A 16,640-nucleotide genomic window follows, 5' to 3' on the forward strand; every position below is an offset into this window, starting at 1 on the left:
CCCGCCCCGGCGAGCTGATCCGGCCCGCCGTCCCCACCCGCGGACGACGCCCCGACGAGGGCCGCCCACCCCGCTGTTCCCGCCCCCGCGAGGCGCCCCGACGAGCCGAACCGCGCCGCCCTCCCCACCCGCGGACCCCGGGCCCCTTCCTCCCGCTCTGTCCACAGAGCGACGGTCCGCTCCCTCCCCAGGGCGGCGGACCGCTCCGCGTGCAGCCGTTAGTGTGGGCCTCCGTCCGAGACGCTTCCCACGCCCCCCGCGGGGCGACCCCGGCCGGAGGGCCCGTAGCTCGATGTCCTCGACTCCTGAGTTTCCGCGACACGTCGTCACCGCCGTGCTCGTCACCCACGACGGCGCCCGCTGGCTGCCGGACGCCCTCGCCGGGCTGCTCGCCCAGGAACGCCCCGTGCAGAACGCGGTCGCGGCCGACACCGGCAGCGCCGACGACTCGGCGCAGCTCCTCGCCGACGCCATCGGCGCCGACCGCGTCCTCCACCTCGCCCGCCGCACCGGCTTCGGTGCCGCCGTCGAGGAGGCCGCCCGCACCGCGCCCGTGCTCGGACCCGAGGACCTCGCCTACCTGAAGCGCCCCAGCGGCTGGGACCCGGTCAGCCGGACCTGGAACGACGAGGCGTACGACCTTCCCGAACTCCCGCACGGCGAACCCGTCCAGTGGCTCTGGCTGCTCCACGACGACTGCGCCCCCGAGCCCGACGCCCTCGCCGAACTCCTGCGCGTCGCCGACTCCGACGCGGACGCCGCCGTCATCGGCCCCAAACTGCGCGGCTGGTACGACCGGAAGCAGCTCCTGGAGACCGGCGTCTCCATCGCCCGCAGCGGCCGCCGCTGGACCGGCCTCGACCGCCGCGAACAGGACCAGGGCCAGCACGACCAGGTCCGCTCCGTCCTCTCCGTCTCCACCGCCGGCATGCTCGTCCGCCGCGACGTCTTCGAGGAACTCGGCGGCTTCGACCGGCGCCTGCCCCTCATGCGCGACGACGTCGACCTCTGCTGGCGCGCCCACTCCGCCGGCCACCGCGTCCTCATCGCCCCCGACGCCGTCCTGCGGCACGCCGAGGCCTCCGCCCGCGAGCGCCGCACCGTCGACTGCGCCGGCCGCACCGCCGCCAACCCGCACCGCGTCGACAAGGCCGGCGCCGTCTACACCCTCCTCGCCAACACCCGCGGCGCCGCCCTCCCGTACGTCCTCGTCCGACTCGTCGTCAGCACCCTGCTCCGCACCCTCGCCTACCTCGTCGGCAAGGTCCCCGGACAGGCCGTCGACGAGCTCATGGGCCTCCTCGCCACCCTGCTGCGCCCCGAGAAGATCCTCGCGGCCCGCAAGCGCCGCAAGAACCCCGCGGTCCCGGCGGGCGAACTCCGCCCGCTGTTCCCGCCGCCCGGCGCCACCGTCCGCGCCGCCGTCGAGCAGATCACCGCCGACTTCGGCGGTTCCGAGGCCGATTCCGGCGGCTCCCGCCACGGCGTCGTCGAGTCCGGGCCCGGCGGCGACGACGCCGACTACCTGGAGGTCGAGCAGTTCGCCCGGCTCAAGAAGATCGCCCGCAAGCCCGGCCCGGTCCTCTTCGCCCTGCTGCTCGTCATCTCCCTCGTCGCCTCCCGCAACCTCTTCGCCGGCGGCTCGCTGGCCGGCGGCGCCCTGCTGCCCGCCCCCGACACCGTCTCCGAACTCTGGTCGCGGTACGCCGACGGCTGGCACCCCCTCGGCACCGGCGGCACCCAGACCGCCCCGCCGTACCTCGCCGTCCTGGCCGCGCTCTCCGCGCTGTTCCTCGGCTCCACCTCCACCGCGCTGACCCTGCTGCTCGTCTGCTCGGTCCCGCTCGCCGGCTTCACCGCGTACTTCGCCGCCCGCGGCCTCGTCGAGTCCCGGCTGCTGCGCGCCTGGGGCGCCATCGCGTACGCGTTCCTGCCCGCCGCCACCGGGGCGCTCGCCACCGGCCGGCTCGGCACCGCGATCCTCGCGATCCTGCTGCCGCTCATGGCCCGCGCCGCCGTCGCCGCCCACGGCTTCAACCGCCCGGACCGGCCCAGCTGGCGCGCCACCTGGGCCTACACCTTCCTGCTGACCTTCGCGACCGCGTTCACCCCGGTCGTGTGGCCGCTCGCCGTCCTCCTCGGCCTCGGCGTGCTCGTCGTGCGCCGCTCCGACATCACCGCCTACGGGCTGCGCTTCCTGGCCGCCGTCGGCACCCCGCTCCTCGTCCTCGCGCCCTGGTCGCTGACCCTGCTCACCGACCCGGCCGCGTTCCTCCGCGAGGCCGGACTCGACATCCGCACCGGCACGGCCGGCGCGCTCGACCTCCTCGCCACCAGCCCCGGCGGCCCCGGCACCACCGGCGGCCTCCTCCTGGCCGGCCTCGTCCTCGCGGGCCTGGCCGGACTGCTGCGCGAGGAGCGCCGGCTCGCCGTCCACGCCGCCTGGGCCGCCGGCCTCGCCGGCCTCCTCTTCGCCGCCCTCTCCAACGGCGCGGGCGGCACCGGCTGGGCCGGACCCGCCACCCTCGTCTACGGCGCCGCCCTCATCGCCGCCGGCATGATCGGCGCCGAGCGCGGCCGCACCCGCGTCGCGGCCCACGGCTTCGGCTGGCGCCAGCCCGTCGCCGCCCTCATCGCCCTCGCCTGCGCGGTCGGCCCCGCCGTCGCCGCGGCCGGCTGGATGATCGCCGGTGCCGACGGCCCGCTCACCCGGCGCGACCCGGTCCAGGTCCCGGCCTTCGTCGCCGAGGAGTCCGGCACCCGCGACCAGCCCCGCACCCTGGTGCTCGGCGGCACCTCGCCCGGCGAGGTCGCGTACACCCTGGTCCGCGGCTCCGGAGCCCGCCTCGGCGACGCCGAACTCACCGCGGGAGCCGAGCCCGACCCCCGCCTGGACGACGTCGTCGCCCACCTCGTCGCCGGCTCCGGCGCCGACCAGACCGAGCAGCTCAGCGGCTACGCGATCCGCTACGTCCTGGTGCGGGACGGCGCGCCCCGCCAGATGGGCCGCGTCCTCGACTCCACCCCCGGCCTCAGCCGCCTCAGCCAGCTCGACGGCAGCGCCCTCTGGCGCGTGGACCGCGAGATCGCCCGCGTCATGATCGTCCCGCCGGCCGCCGAGACCCCGGAGACGACGACCGGCACGGCGGCGAAGCCCGCCGACGGCACGGCCCCGGTCCCCGTGGCCGCCGGCCCCGTCGAGGCGCACACCGAGATCCCGGCCGGCCCCGCCGGCCGCGTCCTGCGCCTCGCCGACCGTGCCGACGAGGGCTGGACCGCCACCCTCGACGGCAAGGAGCTGACCCGCACCACCGTCGACGGCTGGGCCCAGGGCTTCGAGCTCCCCGCCCAGGCGGGCCGCCTCGACCTCACCTACGACCAGCCGCTCACCCGCAGCGCCTGGATCTGGGCCCAGGTCGGCCTCGCCGTCGTCCTGCTCGTCCTCGCCCTGCCCGGCCGGCGCCGCGAGATCGACGACGACCTCCCCGAGGAGGGGCTCGTGATCCCCGCCCAGGCGACCGAGGGCGACGGCCGCCGGGCCCGCCGCCTGCGCGCCGCGGCGGAGGCCGAGGCGGAGGGCGAGACCGGGAACGGCCCGGAGCCGTCGCCGGCGACCGCGGCGATCCCGGGCCTGCCGGGCGACGAGCAGCCCCGGGACTGGGACGGCGGCGGCTACGACCCCGCCCACCCCCAGCCCCACGAGGAGCAGCAGCCCGGGCCCCACGAGGAGCAGCAGCTCCAGCCCCAGGGGTACGCCGAGCAGGGCTACTACCAGGAGTACGCGGCCGACCCGTACCAGCAGCAGGCCTACGCGTATCCCCAGCAGGGCTACGACCAGCAGCCGCAGCAGTACGACCCCCAGGCGTACCCCGAGCAGGGCTACGACCAGCAGCCGCAGCAGTACGACCCCCAGCAGGGGCAGTACGGGCAGCAGGGCTACGAGCAGCCGCAGCAGCCGTACGACCCGCAGCAGTACGACCCGTACACCTACGGCTACGGGCACCCCCAGGGCCACGAGACCGAGCAGCGTCCCGACGGGAGCAGCAACCAGTGAAGCGCACGACCCTCTCCCTGATCGCGGGCGCCACGGCGCTCGCCGCCGTCACCGGCTTCGCGTCCCTCACCACCCCGGACGGTGCCGCGGCCTCGCGCGCCACGGCGCCCACCCGCCTCCCCGTCGAGCGCGCCGGCCTCGCCTGCCCGATGCCCAGCACCTCCGAGCTGGCCGAGACGCTCTACACCTCGTACACCCCGCCCGGCGGCACGGACGACACGGCCGAGGGCACCACGGGAGGCTCCGGCACGGCCGGCAAGCCCGCCGCCACCGCCCTGCTGCGGGCCGCCACGAGCACCACGACCGCCGGAGGCGCCACCAAGGGCGGCAAGAAGGACAAGGCCCCGAAGGCCCCGGCCACGGTCACCGCCCCCGGCAAGCCCGTCACCGCCGAGGCGGACGGCCCGGCCGTGCCCGCCCTCACCGGCGCGGCGACCGGCACCCTCGCCCCCGGCTGGACCGTGCAGCAGACCACCGTCGTCCCCGCGGGCGGCGCCCGCGGCCTCCTCGGCCTCAGCTGCGGCGCCCCCGACACCGACTTCTGGTTCCCCGCGGCCTCCACCGCCAAGGAGCGCCAGGACTACGTCCACCTCACCAACCCGGACGACACGGCCGCCGTCGCCGACATCGAGCTGTACGGCCCCGAGGGCGTCCTCAAGTCCCAGTTCACCGAGGGCATCCCGGTCCCCGCCCACTCCACCGTCCCGGTCCTGCTGTCCACCCTCACGGGCGAGACCGCGCAGCAGTCCGTCACCGTCCACGTCACCACCCGCAGCGGACGGGTCGGCGCGGCCATCGGCGCCGCCGACGAGAAGCTCGGCAGCGACTGGCTCGCCGCCTCCGCCGACCCGGCGAGCACCGCGGTGCTCCCCGGCATCCCGGCCGACGCCGCCTCCGTACGCCTGGTGGCCTTCGTCCCGGGCGAGGACGACGCCGACCTGAAGGTCCAGCTGGTCACCCGGAACGGCACGATCGTCCCGGCGAGCGCCGGCTCCCTGCACGTGAAGTCGGGGATGACGGCCTCCGTCGAACTGCCGGGCCTCACCCGCGGCGAGGTGGGCTCGCTGATGCTCAGCCCCGCCGACCCGAAGAAGCCGACCCCGGTGGTGGCCGCGCTTCGCGTGGTCCGCGGCAAGGGCGACGACACCGAGGTCGCGTTCGTCCCGGCGACCGGGGCGGTCTCCGGCCGGGCGACGATCGCCGACAACCGGGCCGAGGGGACGACGACGCTCGCCCTGACCGCCGTCGGCGAGGAGGCGAAGGTCAAGGTCACGGCCTCGGCCGGCTCCGCCGGCGGGACGGCGGTGTCGAGGACGGTCACCGTCAAGGGGGGCACCACGACCGCCCTGACCGACCTGGTCCCCGAGGGCCTCAAGGGCTCCTACGCGCTGACCGTCGAACCGCTCTCGGGCGGCAGGGTGTACGCGTCGAGGATGCTGGCGGTGCCGCAGGACGGCACCCCGATGTTCACGGTCCAGACCTTCGTCGACGACCGCGGCACGGTCGAGGTCCCGTCGGCCCGCCAGGACCTCGGGGTCCTCGACTAGAGGGTGTCCCGCCGATCGGGCCGGGCTCCGCGAGGACGGGGGTCCGGCCCCCGCTCCGCCGGGCCCCCGCGTCAGTCCTGCCCGTACCGGGGGTCGACGGACTCGGGGGACAGCCCGAGCAGCTCGGCGACCTGCTCCACGACCACCTCGTGGACGAGGAGCGCCCGCTCGTCCCGGCTCTTCGAGCGGATCTCCACCGGACGCCGGTACACGACCACCCGGGCCGGATCGCCCTTCTCGGCGGGTGCGGAACCGCCCAGCGGCACCGTCTCGCCCGGCACCGTCGGCGGCACCTCCATCACCATGAACTCGACGTCGGCGAGCTGCGGCCAGCGCCGCTCCAGCCGCTCCACCGAGTCCAGGACGAGGTCGCGGAAGGTGTCGGCCCGGCTCGTGGAGAGCGGCACCTGGGGAGGGGCGACCGGTCCCCGCATCCCGCGGCCGTGCCGGTCGCGGCGGCGCACCCGGGGCTCCGCCGGGGGCTCCGAGGAGTGGTGCGGGGGGCTCGGAGGCACAGGAGTGTCCATCACTGACGCAGCGTAACCCCCATCGGCACCCGAGCACCGTGGCGCATCCTCGCCACCTTCCCGCGCTCTCCGGGCCCGGCACCCCACCCCCTGTCGCAACCTGAACGTTCAGGCCAACGGTCCGCCCGTTTCGCGGGCTCGGGACGATCGGCCATCTGGCCGTGGTTGACCGGATCCATACCCTCGACTGTCCGGATCGCGTCCTGTCGCCGCCCCCTTGCGGCCCCTCCCGCGCAGGTCGGAGCGGCTCCCGTACGGGTGGGGGTGGCGGAGGTCACACCGCGACACGGGGGAGTGACCTGAGGGAGAGTCGTCGCGGCCCGCTCAAGAGTGCGGTACCGTCCAACGTCGTGAGCCCTGTACGTCGCTGTTCGCGCACTGCGTGCGGCCGCCCTGCCGTCGCGACACTGACGTACGTCTATGCCGACTCGACTGCGGTCCTCGGCCCGCTCGCCACCTACGCCGAGCCCCACTGCTACGACCTGTGCGCCCCGCACAGCGAGCGCCTGACCGCCCCCCGCGGGTGGGAGGTCGTGCGGCTGACCGACGGATCCGCCCCGCCCCGCCCCAGCGGCGACGACCTCGAAGCCCTGGCCAACGCGGTGCGCGAGGCCGCCCGCCCCCAGGAGCGCACGGCCGAGGCCGGCGGCAAGAGCGGCGGAGGCCGCGGCGGCGACCCCATGGAGGTCGGCCGCCGAGGGCATCTGAGGGTGCTGCGCTCCCCCGACAACTGAGCGCAACCGGCCACCCTCCGCGTACCCCCCTCCCACTCCGGGTAGCTTTGGCGTTCCGCACACGCGCCGCACACGCGTGCCGAGAACTCAGGAGGGTGGATCCGTGACTGCCGATCTGTCGCAGATCGTGAAGGCGTACGACGTCCGCGGAGTGGTACCCGACCAGTGGGACGAGTCGCTCGCCGAACTCTTCGGCGCCGCCTTCGTCCGGGTGACCGACGCGGCCGCCGTCGTCGTCGGCCACGACATGCGCCCCTCGTCGCCCGGCCTCTCGGACGCCTTCGCGCGCGGCGCGGCCCGCCTCGGCGCCGACGTCACCCTGATCGGACTCTGCTCCACCGACCAGCTGTACTTCGCCTCCGGCAGCCTCGACCTGCCCGGCGCGATGTTCACCGCCTCGCACAACCCGGCCCAGTACAACGGCATCAAGATGTGCCGCGCCGGAGCGGCCCCGGTCGGTCAGGACACCGGCCTGGCGGAGATCCGGCGGCTGGTGGAGACCTGGTCGGAGAGCGGCGCCCCCGAAGCGGCGGCGACTCCCGGCACGATCACCCACCGCGACACGCTCGACGACTACGCGGAGTACCTCAAGTCGCTGGTCGACCTGACGGCGATCCGCCCCCTCAAGGTCGTCGTGGACGCGGGCAACGGCATGGGCGGCCACACGGTCCCCACCGTCTTCGCGGGCCTGCCGCTGGACGTGGTCCCGATGTACTTCGAGCTCGACGGCACGTTCCCGAACCACGAGGCGAACCCCCTGGACCCGAAGAACATCGTCGACCTCCAGGCCCGCGTCGTGGCCGGGGGCGCCGACCTCGGGCTCGCCTTCGACGGCGACGCCGACCGCTGCTTCGTCGTCGACGAGCGCGGCGAGCCGGTCCCGCCGTCGGCGATCACGGCCCTGGTGGCGGCCCGCGAGCTCGCCAAGCACCCCGGCGGAACGATCATCCACAACCTGATCACCTCGTGGTCGGTGCCGGAGGTCGTCCGCGAGCAGGGCGGCGAGCCGGTCCGCACCCGCGTCGGCCACTCCTTCATCAAGGAGGAGATGGCCAAGACGGGCGCGATCTTCGGCGGCGAGCACTCGGCGCACTACTACTTCAAGGACTTCTGGAACGCCGACACCGGCATGCTGGCCGCCCTCCACGTCCTGGCGGCCCTCGGCGGCCAGGAGGGCGCCCTCTCCGCCCTGGTGGCCGCGTACGACCGCTACGCGTCCTCCGGCGAGATCAACTCGACCGTGGCCGACCAGCAGGCCCGCGCGGCCGAGGTCCGGGCCGCGTACGAGGGCGGCGACGTCACCCTCGACGACCTGGACGGCCTCACGGTGACCGCGGCCGACTGGTGGTTCAACCTGCGCGCCTCGAACACCGAGCCGCTGCTCCGCCTCAACGTCGAGGCCCGCGACGCGGCGACGATGGAGCGGATCCGCGACGAGGTCCTCGCCCTGGTCCGCGCCGCGGACTGACACCCGCGCACACCCACCGCCGGGGAACGGGCCGACCCCCGTCCCCCGGCGGTAGGCTGACCTGGCCCGAAACCGCTTGTTCGAAGGGACATCCCATGCCGCTCGAAGCCGGCCTCCTGGAGATCCTGGCCTGCCCCGCGTGCCACGCTCCGCTGAACGACCGCACGGCGGACGAGACCCCCGAACTCATCTGCACCGGCTCCGACTGCGGCCTCGCCTACCCGGTCCGCGACGACATCCCGGTCCTCCTGACGGACGAGGCCCGCCGCCCGTAGCCCCCCCGGGGCCACGCGGAGACGCGCGGAGCCGCCCCGGCCCCGACGAAGCCGGTCCGCGAGGAACGGCGGGGAACCGGGGGACGGGACGGACGACCGGCCGCACGACGGAGCGACGGGGACGGGACCGCGGACCCGGGCCCCGACGGGGGCCGGACGCCGGAACGGGACCGGACCCAGCAGGACCCGACGGACGGGAACCGGTCCGCACGACCCCGCGAGACCGGGCGGGGCGCGTTCCACCGCTCACCCCCGGCGCCCCGACGGCGGACGACCTGCTCACGGAAGAGGGGCGTGGCGAGGGACGGTCCCGCGGCTCGCCGGCAGGGAACAGGCCCCGTACGGGGCCGGCGCCCCTGCTCCGCCCGACGCCGGATCCGCGCCGCGCCGCGCCGCACGGGGGACGCCGGCAGCAGGCCGGCCCGCGCCCGCCCCGGCCGCCCGCCGAAGCCGCCGCGTCCACGCCGCGCCCCTCGGCCCCTCCGCGCATCCGGACGGCCCCCCCGGCCCCGCGCGGCCCGCGGGGAGCGCACCCCGCACGGGAACGTCCCGACCCGCCGCTCCGTCCCTCCGGACGACGCGAGCCCCGCCGCCCGCACGCGACAGGACGTGACCGACCCGCCGCACCCGGTATCCGGCACCCGCCCGCACCCCGTACGACCCCGCACTCGCACCACAAGCCCCGCACCATAGAAGGTGCGCACCACACAGCAGCCGAAGCCCCCTCCCCGCAGGGGCCCGCGGCGACGATGCGACCGGAGGCAACCGCCCCATGCTCGACGAGACCCTCCTCGACGCCCCGGACGACCTCGCCCTGGCAGACCGCCGCGGCCTCCTCCGCGGCGCGGCCGAAGCCGGCGCCCGGGTCAGGACCGCGGCCCGGCACGCCGCGGAGGCCGGCATCGCCGACCTCCACCCCGAAGGCCGCCCCCGCGCGGTCCTCGTGGCCGGACCCGGCACGGCCTCCGCGGCCGTCGCCGACCTGATCGGCGCCCTGGCGGGAGCCTCCGCCCCCGTCGTACGCCTCCAGCCGACCGGCGTCGCCCCGGCGGCCGGCGCCCTGCGCTGGGCGCTGCCCGGCTGGGCCGGCTCCGTCGACCTCCTGCTGCTTCCGACGACCGACGGCTCCGAACCGGGCCTGGCGCTCCTCGCGGAACAGGCCTACCGCCGCGGCATCACCGTCGTCGCCGTGGCCCCCAAGGGCTCGCCGCTGACCGAGACCGTCAGCGGCTCGCGCGGTCTGTTCGTACCGATGGCCGTCGCGCCGAACGAGGCCCCGAACGAGTACGCCGAGAACATCGCGGCCAGCCCCGGCACCCTGTGGGCCCTGTTCACCCCGCTGCTCATGCTGCTCGACCGGGTCGGCCTCCTGGAGGCACCGCCCGAGGCGCTGGAGAAGGTCGCCGACCGGCTGGACCGTACGGCGGAGCGCTGCGGCCCCGCCATCGCCACGTACAGCAACCCGGCGAAGACGCTGGCCGCCGAGCTCGCGGACACCCTGCCGCTGATCTGGACGGAGGGCGCGGCCGCGGGCCCGGCGGGCCGCAGGTTCGCCGCGGTGCTCGCCGAGCTCGCCGGGCTCCCGGCGCTCGCCGCGGAACTCCCGGAGGCCCTCCCCGCCCACGGCGTCCTCCTCGCGGGCGACTACGCGGCGGGCGCGGACCCCGAGGACTTCTTCCGCGACCGGGTCGAGGAGCCGCAGGCCCTGCGCGCCCGGGTGGTGCTGCTGCGGGACCGTCCCGCGGACGGCCTGACGGCGGCGCACGCGGCCCGCGAGCTGGCACTGAGCCACGAGACGGCGATCAGCGAGCTGGAACCGGAGGAGGGTGGTGACCTGGAGACCCTGGCGGAACTCCTCGCGGTGACCGACTTCGCGGCCGTCTACCTCTGCCTGGCGACCCCGGGCCGCACGGCGCTCTGACCGGCCCGGGGTCCGAACCACCCCGGGGCGGCCCACGGCAGACCGCTGAGGGAGACCACCCGCCGCAGACCACCCGCCGCAGCGCCCGTCGCGGACCGTCCGCCGCAGTCCGCCCGGGGAGAGAACCCCGGGGGCCACCACCCCGTAACCCACCCGTCACCCGCCCCCTGTCACCTGTCACCCGACACCCCTCATCTCACCTTCCGTCACCGTCCCGAGGAGCTGGCAGGCACCATGGACCGCCTCGTCAACACCGTCCGCCCCTACGCCTGGGGATCCACGACGGCCATTCCGGAGCTGCTCGGCGTCGAACCGACCGGCGAACCCCAGGCCGAGCTGTGGATGGGCGCCCACCCCGGCGCCCCCTCCCGCACCGAGCGCGGCCCGCTGAACGCGCTGATCGACGCCGATCCGGTGGGCGAACTGGGGGAGCGCTCCGTCGCCGCGTTCGGACCGCGGCTGCCGTTCCTCCTGAAGGTGCTCGCCGCCGGCGCCCCGCTCTCCCTCCAGGCCCACCCCGACCTCGCCCAGGCACGGGCCGGCCACGCCGCCGAGGAGGCCGCCGGCATCCCGGTCGACGCCCCGCACCGCACGTACAAGGACGCCAACCACAAGCCCGAGCTGATCTGCGCGCTCACCCCCTTCGACGGACTGTGCGGCTTCCGCGCCCCGGCCGAGACCGCGGACCTGATCGCCGGGCTCGGCGTCGACTCGCTCAAGCCGTACGTCGACCTGCTGCACGCCCACCCTGAAGAGGCCGCGCTCCGCGAGGTCATGACGGCCCTGCTGACCGCCGCCCCGGAGGAGATGGCACACACCGTGACGGAGGCGGCCGCCGCCGCGGACCGCCTCGGCGGCGACTACGCCCCGTACGCCACCCTCGCCCACCACTTCCCGAACGACCCGGGCGTCATCGCCGCGATGCTCCTCAACCGGGTCACGCTCCAGCCCGGCGAGGCCCTCTACCTCGGCGCGGGCGTCCCGCACGCCTACCTCTCGGGACTCGGCGTCGAGATCATGGCCAACTCCGATAACGTGCTGCGCTGCGGACTCACCCCCAAGCACATCGACGTCCCCGAACTGCTGCGCGTGGTCCGCTTCGAACCGGCCGACCCGGCCGTCCTGCGCCCCGAGGCCTCCCCGTCCGGCGAAGAGGTCTACGACACCCCGATCGACGAGTTCCGCCTCTCCCGCCTCGTCCGCCCCGACGGCGCCGCCCCGACGGACCTCACCACCCCCACCCCGCAGATCCTGCTGGCCGTCGCCGGACGACCGAAGGCGGGCGAAGTCACCCTCGCCGCGGGCGAGTCGGTCTTCGTACCCGCGGGAGAGAAGACCGAACTCACCGGTACGGGGACGGTCTTCCGCGCCACCGTCGTGGCCTGATGCAACAATGACCGGCCGAACCGCGGCGACAGAGCCGGTGCATCGACGAAGGGACCACGTACACCCATGAGCGCGTCAGGCGGAACCAAGGCGATCGTGGCGGCCCTCGCCGCCAACCTCGCGATCGCCGCAGCCAAGTTCGTGGCGTTCCTCTTCAGCGGTTCGTCGTCGATGCTCGCCGAGAGCGTCCACTCGCTCGCCGACTCCGGGAACCAGGGCCTGCTCCTCCTCGGCGGCAAGAAGGCGCAGCGCGAGGCGACCCCGCAGCACCCCTTCGGCTACGGCCGCGAGCGGTACATCTACGCCTTCCTCGTCTCCATCGTGCTCTTCTCCGTCGGCGGCATGTTCGCCATCTACGAGGGCTACGAGAAGATCCACGACCCGCACCCGATCGAGGCCTGGTACTGGCCGGTCGGCGTCCTCGTCTTCGCGATCATCGCCGAGTCCTTCTCCTTCGGCACCGCCATCAAGGAGTCGAACCTCATCCGCGGCGGCCTCACCTGGACGCAGTTCGTCCGCCGGGCCAAGGCCCCCGAGCTGCCCGTCGTGCTCCTGGAGGACCTCGGCGCGCTCGTCGGCCTCGTCCTCGCGCTCGGCGGCGTCGGCCTGGCCCTGCTCACCGGCGACGGCGTCTGGGACGGCATCGGCACCCTCTGCATCGGCGTCCTGCTGATCGCCATCGCGATCGTGCTGGCCGCCGAGACCAAGTCCCTGCTGCTCGGCGAGTCCGCCGGGACCGAAGAGGTGAAGCGCATCGAGGCCGCGGTCGTCGACGGCGAGACCGTCACCCGCCTCATCCACATGCGCACCCTCCACCTCGGCCCCGAGGAGCTCCTCGTCGCCGCCAAGATCGCCGTCCAGCACGACGACTCGGCGGCCGAGGTCGCCAACGCCATCAACGCCGCCGAGGCCCGCATCCGCGCCGCCGTCCCGATCGCCCGGGTCATCTACCTGGAGCCCGACGTGTACGACGAGCGGAAGCCCGCGCCCGCCCGCACCGACCTGACGGAGACCCCGGACGACACCGACGGCTGACACCCGCCGGAACCGGCCACCCGCCCCCGGCGGGTGTCCGGCCGCCGTCCCCGGACACCGCCCCGCGAGGCCCCCGTGACCCCCAGGTCCCGGGGGTCTCGCGCGTATGTACGGGGGCGCGATCAAGCCCGGCCGTCCCCCGCGGACTGTGGCCCGCCCCGCCGTCCGGTGTAGATTCGTGACCAGCCAGACGTCGCTGCTGATGGCGGTCGGGCGGTCCGCACGGACCGGCCGAGGGAGAGAGGGCCTCCGACGACGGCACCGTGGAAAGCCCGGGCATTCCTGTGTCCGGAGAGCCTCCGTGGTGCCCTGCGCCCCAACCGACCCTCGCACGCGCGAACACACGAGGAGCAGCTCAGTCATGACGACTGTCGCCCACCAGGACTTCAAGGTCGCCGACCTCTCCCTGGCCGCCTTCGGCCGCAAGGAGATCACCCTCGCCGAGCACGAGATGCCCGGCCTGATGTCGATCCGCCGCGAGTACGCCGAGCAGCAGCCCCTCGCCGGCGCCCGTGTCACCGGCTCCCTGCACATGACCGTGCAGACCGCCGTCCTCATCGAGACCCTGGTCGCCCTCGGCGCCGAGGTCCGCTGGGCCTCCTGCAACATCTTCTCCACCCAGGACCACGCCGCCGCGGCCATCGCCGTCGGCCCGAACGGCACCCCGGAGAACCCGCAGGGCGTCCCGGTCTTCGCCTGGAAGGGCGAGACCCTGGAGGAGTACTGGTGGTGCACGGAGCAGGCCCTCACCTGGCCGAACACCCCCACCGGCGGCCCGAACATGATCCTCGACGACGGTGGTGACGCCACCCTCCTCGTCCACAAGGGCGTCGAGTTCGAGAAGGCCGGCTCCGCCCCGGACCCCGCCACCGCGGACAGCGAGGAGTACGGCCACATCCTCCGTCTCCTCAACCGCACCCTCGGCGAGAACCCGCAGAAGTGGACCCAGCTGGCGTCCGAGATCCGCGGCGTCACCGAGGAGACCACCACCGGTGTCCACCGCCTGTACGAGATGCACCAGGCCGGCGACCTCCTCTTCCCGGCGATCAACGTGAACGACGCCGTGACCAAGTCGAAGTTCGACAACAAGTACGGCTGCCGCCACTCCCTCATCGACGGCATCAACCGCGCCACCGACGTCCTCATCGGCGGCAAGACCGTCGTCGTCTGCGGCTACGGCGACGTCGGCAAGGGCTGCGCCGAGTCCCTCCGCGGCCAGGGCGCCCGCGTCATCGTCACGGAGATCGACCCGATCTGCGCGCTCCAGGCGGCGATGGACGGCTACCAGGTCACGACCCTCGACGAGGTCGTCGACAAGGCCGACATCTTCGTCACCACGACCGGCAACAAGGACATCATCATGGCCGCGGACATGGCCAAGATGAAGCACCAGGCCATCGTCGGCAACATCGGCCACTTCGACAACGAGATCGACATGGCCGGCCTCGCCAAGACCCCCGGCATCGTCAAGGACGAGGTCAAGCCGCAGGTCCACACCTGGACGTACCCCGACGGCAAGGTCCTCATCGTGCTGTCCGAGGGCCGCCTGCTGAACCTGGGCAACGCGACCGGCCACCCCTCCTTCGTCATGTCGAACTCGTTCGCGGACCAGACCCTGGCCCAGATCGAGCTCTACACGAAGCCGCAGGAGTACCCGACCGACGTGTACGTGCTCCCCAAGCACCTCGACGAGAAGGTCGCCCGCCTCCACCTCGACGCCCTCGGCGTCAAGCTGACGACCCTCCGCCCCGAGCAGGCCGCCTACATCGGCGTCGAGGTCGAAGGCCCGTTCAAGCCGGACCACTACCGCTACTGATGCCCCGGCCGGCGGCGCCCGCGCACCGACGCGGCGCCGTCCCGGACATCCGTCGAGGAACTCAGGCAGGCCCCCCGCACCCCCGTGCCGGGGGGCCTGCCCCGTCCCGGGCGACGCGGCCGGCGGAGATCAGGACCCCACGGGCCCTACGCCCCCGCCGCCCGCACCCCGAAACCCCCGTCCCGAGGACCCGCCCCATGCCCCGCGGCCGCTATTCGCTCCACGACCCGCACGATCACACCCCCCTCGGTGACGAACACTTCCACTGCGCACCCGGCCCCTCCGGCTGGCGCTACGTCTCACAGGTCACCACCCCCTCGGGCGACCACCGCGGCTCCGTCGACCTGGCCGTCGACGAACTCGGCCGCCCCCTCCGCCTGGAACTCCACGCCGCCGGCTGGCAGGTCCGCGGCGCGGCCCTCGACGGCGTCACCTGGGTCCGTACGGACCCCACCGGAACCCACGCCACCGAAGGCAATGTGCGCGCCCACGCCTTCACCGGCACCTCCCCGGCGTTCCTCGTCGCGCTCACGCGACTCCTGCGCCTCACCCCCGATTCCCCCGAGACCCGTGTCAGGCTCGTCGCCCTCACGGACCCGGTGCTCGCCCCCCTCACGGTCGACCAGTCCTGGGCCCTGATCGGAAGTGAAGCGCACGCCACTGACAACGGCCCCCTGATGGTGGACGAGTACCAGGTCAGCGCCCTGGACACGGGCGAGCGGCACACCGTCCACATCGCCGGCGACGTGGTCCTGGCAGCCCCCGGCATCGAACTGGAGGACCTGCAGACCCCGCCCTCGGTCTTCCCCTGACGACCGGCGTCTGACGACCGGCCTCTGGTGGCCGGCGATCAGGCGGGCGGAGCGAAGCCCGTGGCAGGCGCGGCCGCCTCGGGACCGCCGACCGCGGGAGGCGCGGCGACCGGCGGGGCGGGCCGCGACGCCACCTGCGCCGGCGCCCCGGGAGAACCCCCGGCCGGCATCCCCACGGCACCTGCCGTCCCCGCCGCCTCCGACGTCCCCGCGATCCAGGCCGTCCCGGTCGACCCGGGCGCTTCGGGACTCGTCGAACCGAACGCCCGCCGGGCGTCCCGCGCCTGCCGCTCGGCCACCACACCCGCCAGGTAGGCCGCGGCCGGGACTCCCGGCGGCGGAGGCGTCCCCGTCCGGGCCACCAACTCGTCGGCAAGCCGCTCCGCGAGCCGCCGCCCCACCACCGCGTCCAGTTCACGCGCCCGCGTGAGGTACTGCCGTATCTCCAGCCACAGGGGCTCGGGCACCGCCGACAGGTCCAGCCCGGCGAACCGCCCCACCAGGTACGGCGGCGGCGGGGGCACGACGAGCATCCGCGCCGCGGGGATCCGCTCCCGCACGACGAGCGTCCCGGCGAAGACGTCCCCGAGCCGCCGCCCCCGCTCCGACACCAGCGACGAGACACAGGCGACGACCCCGAACGTCATCAGGATCTCCACGACCCCCATGGCCCCCCGCACGAGCGCGTGCCGGAACCGGATCGGCCCACCGTCGTCCCGCACCACACGAAGACCGCAGGCCAGCTTCCCGAGGGACCGCCCGTGGGACAGCGTCTCCACCGCGATCGGCGCCCCCACCAGGATCAGCAGGAAGGAGGCGATGGACAGCGCCATCACCGCCGCCTCGTCGAGCGACGCGGTGGCCACCGCGAGACCGAGCGTGATCAACAGGTACACGGCCCACACCACCACCAGGTCGATGAGCACCGCCAGCGCCCGGCTCGGGAGCCGCGCCGGCTGCAACCCCAGTACGACGGCGTCCCCGGTCACCACGTCACTCACGGCACCCACCCTTCTCCGACCTTCCCGACCCCTCCGAACGCCAGTCTGCCAAGCTGACCCGCAG

The 16,640-nt window shown here is 74.7% G+C and carries 12 protein-coding genes; 10 read left to right on the forward strand and 2 right to left on the reverse strand.

The genetic code is table 11. The features are described from left to right. The first annotated feature begins 292 nt into the window (after positions 1 to 292). Both ACY0MR_RS22455 and ACY0MR_RS22460 read left to right on the forward strand, forming a co-directional pair. On the forward strand, positions 293 to 4,054 hold the full coding sequence (locus ACY0MR_RS22455; protein WP_473554924.1) for a glycosyltransferase family 2 protein: 3,762 nt from the start codon (positions 293 to 295) through the stop codon (positions 4,052 to 4,054). Beyond that, positions 4,051 to 5,601, forward strand: coding sequence for a DUF5719 family protein (locus ACY0MR_RS22460; protein WP_473554926.1), 1,551 nt, complete (start codon positions 4,051 to 4,053; stop codon positions 5,599 to 5,601). The genes ACY0MR_RS22455 and ACY0MR_RS22460 overlap by 4 nt, the downstream gene beginning before the upstream one ends. 71 nt (positions 5,602 to 5,672) lie before the next feature. Here the strand turns inward: ACY0MR_RS22460 and ACY0MR_RS22465 are convergent, their stop codons facing one another. Continuing rightward, the gene (locus ACY0MR_RS22465) at positions 5,673 to 6,128 is read right to left on the reverse strand and encodes a metallopeptidase family protein (protein WP_361850439.1); all 456 of its coding nucleotides are present in this window, start codon (positions 6,126 to 6,128) and stop codon (positions 5,673 to 5,675) included. 299 nt (positions 6,129 to 6,427) lie between these two features. Here ACY0MR_RS22465 and ACY0MR_RS22470 point away from each other — a divergent pair, with 299 nt between their 5' ends. From ACY0MR_RS22470 to ACY0MR_RS22505, 8 genes are all read left to right on the forward strand, one after another. Continuing rightward, on the forward strand, positions 6,428 to 6,862 hold the full coding sequence (locus ACY0MR_RS22470) for a DUF3499 domain-containing protein (protein ID WP_361850441.1): 435 nt from the start codon (positions 6,428 to 6,430) through the stop codon (positions 6,860 to 6,862). Positions 6,863 to 6,965: 103 nt separating this feature from the next. Then, positions 6,966 to 8,330: a phosphomannomutase/phosphoglucomutase gene (locus ACY0MR_RS22475; protein WP_473554929.1), complete on the forward strand. Its 1,365-nt coding sequence runs from the start codon at positions 6,966 to 6,968 to the stop codon at positions 8,328 to 8,330. Between the two features lie 95 nt (positions 8,331 to 8,425). Further along, positions 8,426 to 8,605: a Trm112 family protein gene (locus tag ACY0MR_RS22480; protein WP_388807200.1), complete on the forward strand. Its 180-nt coding sequence runs from the start codon at positions 8,426 to 8,428 to the stop codon at positions 8,603 to 8,605. A gap of 772 nt (positions 8,606 to 9,377) precedes the next feature. After that, positions 9,378 to 10,526, forward strand: coding sequence for an SIS domain-containing protein (locus tag ACY0MR_RS22485; RefSeq protein ID WP_388807198.1), 1,149 nt, complete (start codon positions 9,378 to 9,380; stop codon positions 10,524 to 10,526). Between the two features lie 234 nt (positions 10,527 to 10,760). Beyond that, on the forward strand, positions 10,761 to 11,912 hold the full coding sequence (gene manA, locus ACY0MR_RS22490; protein ID WP_473554932.1) for a mannose-6-phosphate isomerase, class I: 1,152 nt from the start codon (positions 10,761 to 10,763) through the stop codon (positions 11,910 to 11,912). 66 nt (positions 11,913 to 11,978) lie between these two features. Next, a complete protein-coding gene (locus tag ACY0MR_RS22495; protein WP_473554934.1) occupies positions 11,979 to 12,947 on the forward strand; it encodes a cation diffusion facilitator family transporter in 969 nt (322 codons plus the stop codon). Positions 12,948 to 13,308: 361 nt separating this feature from the next. Then, positions 13,309 to 14,763: an adenosylhomocysteinase gene (ahcY, locus tag ACY0MR_RS22500; RefSeq protein ID WP_361850431.1), complete on the forward strand. Its 1,455-nt coding sequence runs from the start codon at positions 13,309 to 13,311 to the stop codon at positions 14,761 to 14,763. Between the two features lie 197 nt (positions 14,764 to 14,960). Beyond that, entirely contained in the window at positions 14,961 to 15,575 is a 615-nt protein-coding gene (locus ACY0MR_RS22505) for a hypothetical protein (RefSeq protein ID WP_392868253.1), read from the forward strand. 38 nt (positions 15,576 to 15,613) lie between these two features. Here ACY0MR_RS22505 and ACY0MR_RS22510 read toward each other — a convergent pair whose 3' ends face one another. After that, a complete protein-coding gene (locus ACY0MR_RS22510; protein WP_473554938.1) occupies positions 15,614 to 16,576 on the reverse strand; it encodes an RDD family protein in 963 nt (320 codons plus the stop codon). Between the last annotated feature and the right edge of the window lie 64 nt (positions 16,577 to 16,640).

The sequence above is a fragment of the Streptomyces sp. JN8 genome, from assembly GCF_055808075.1.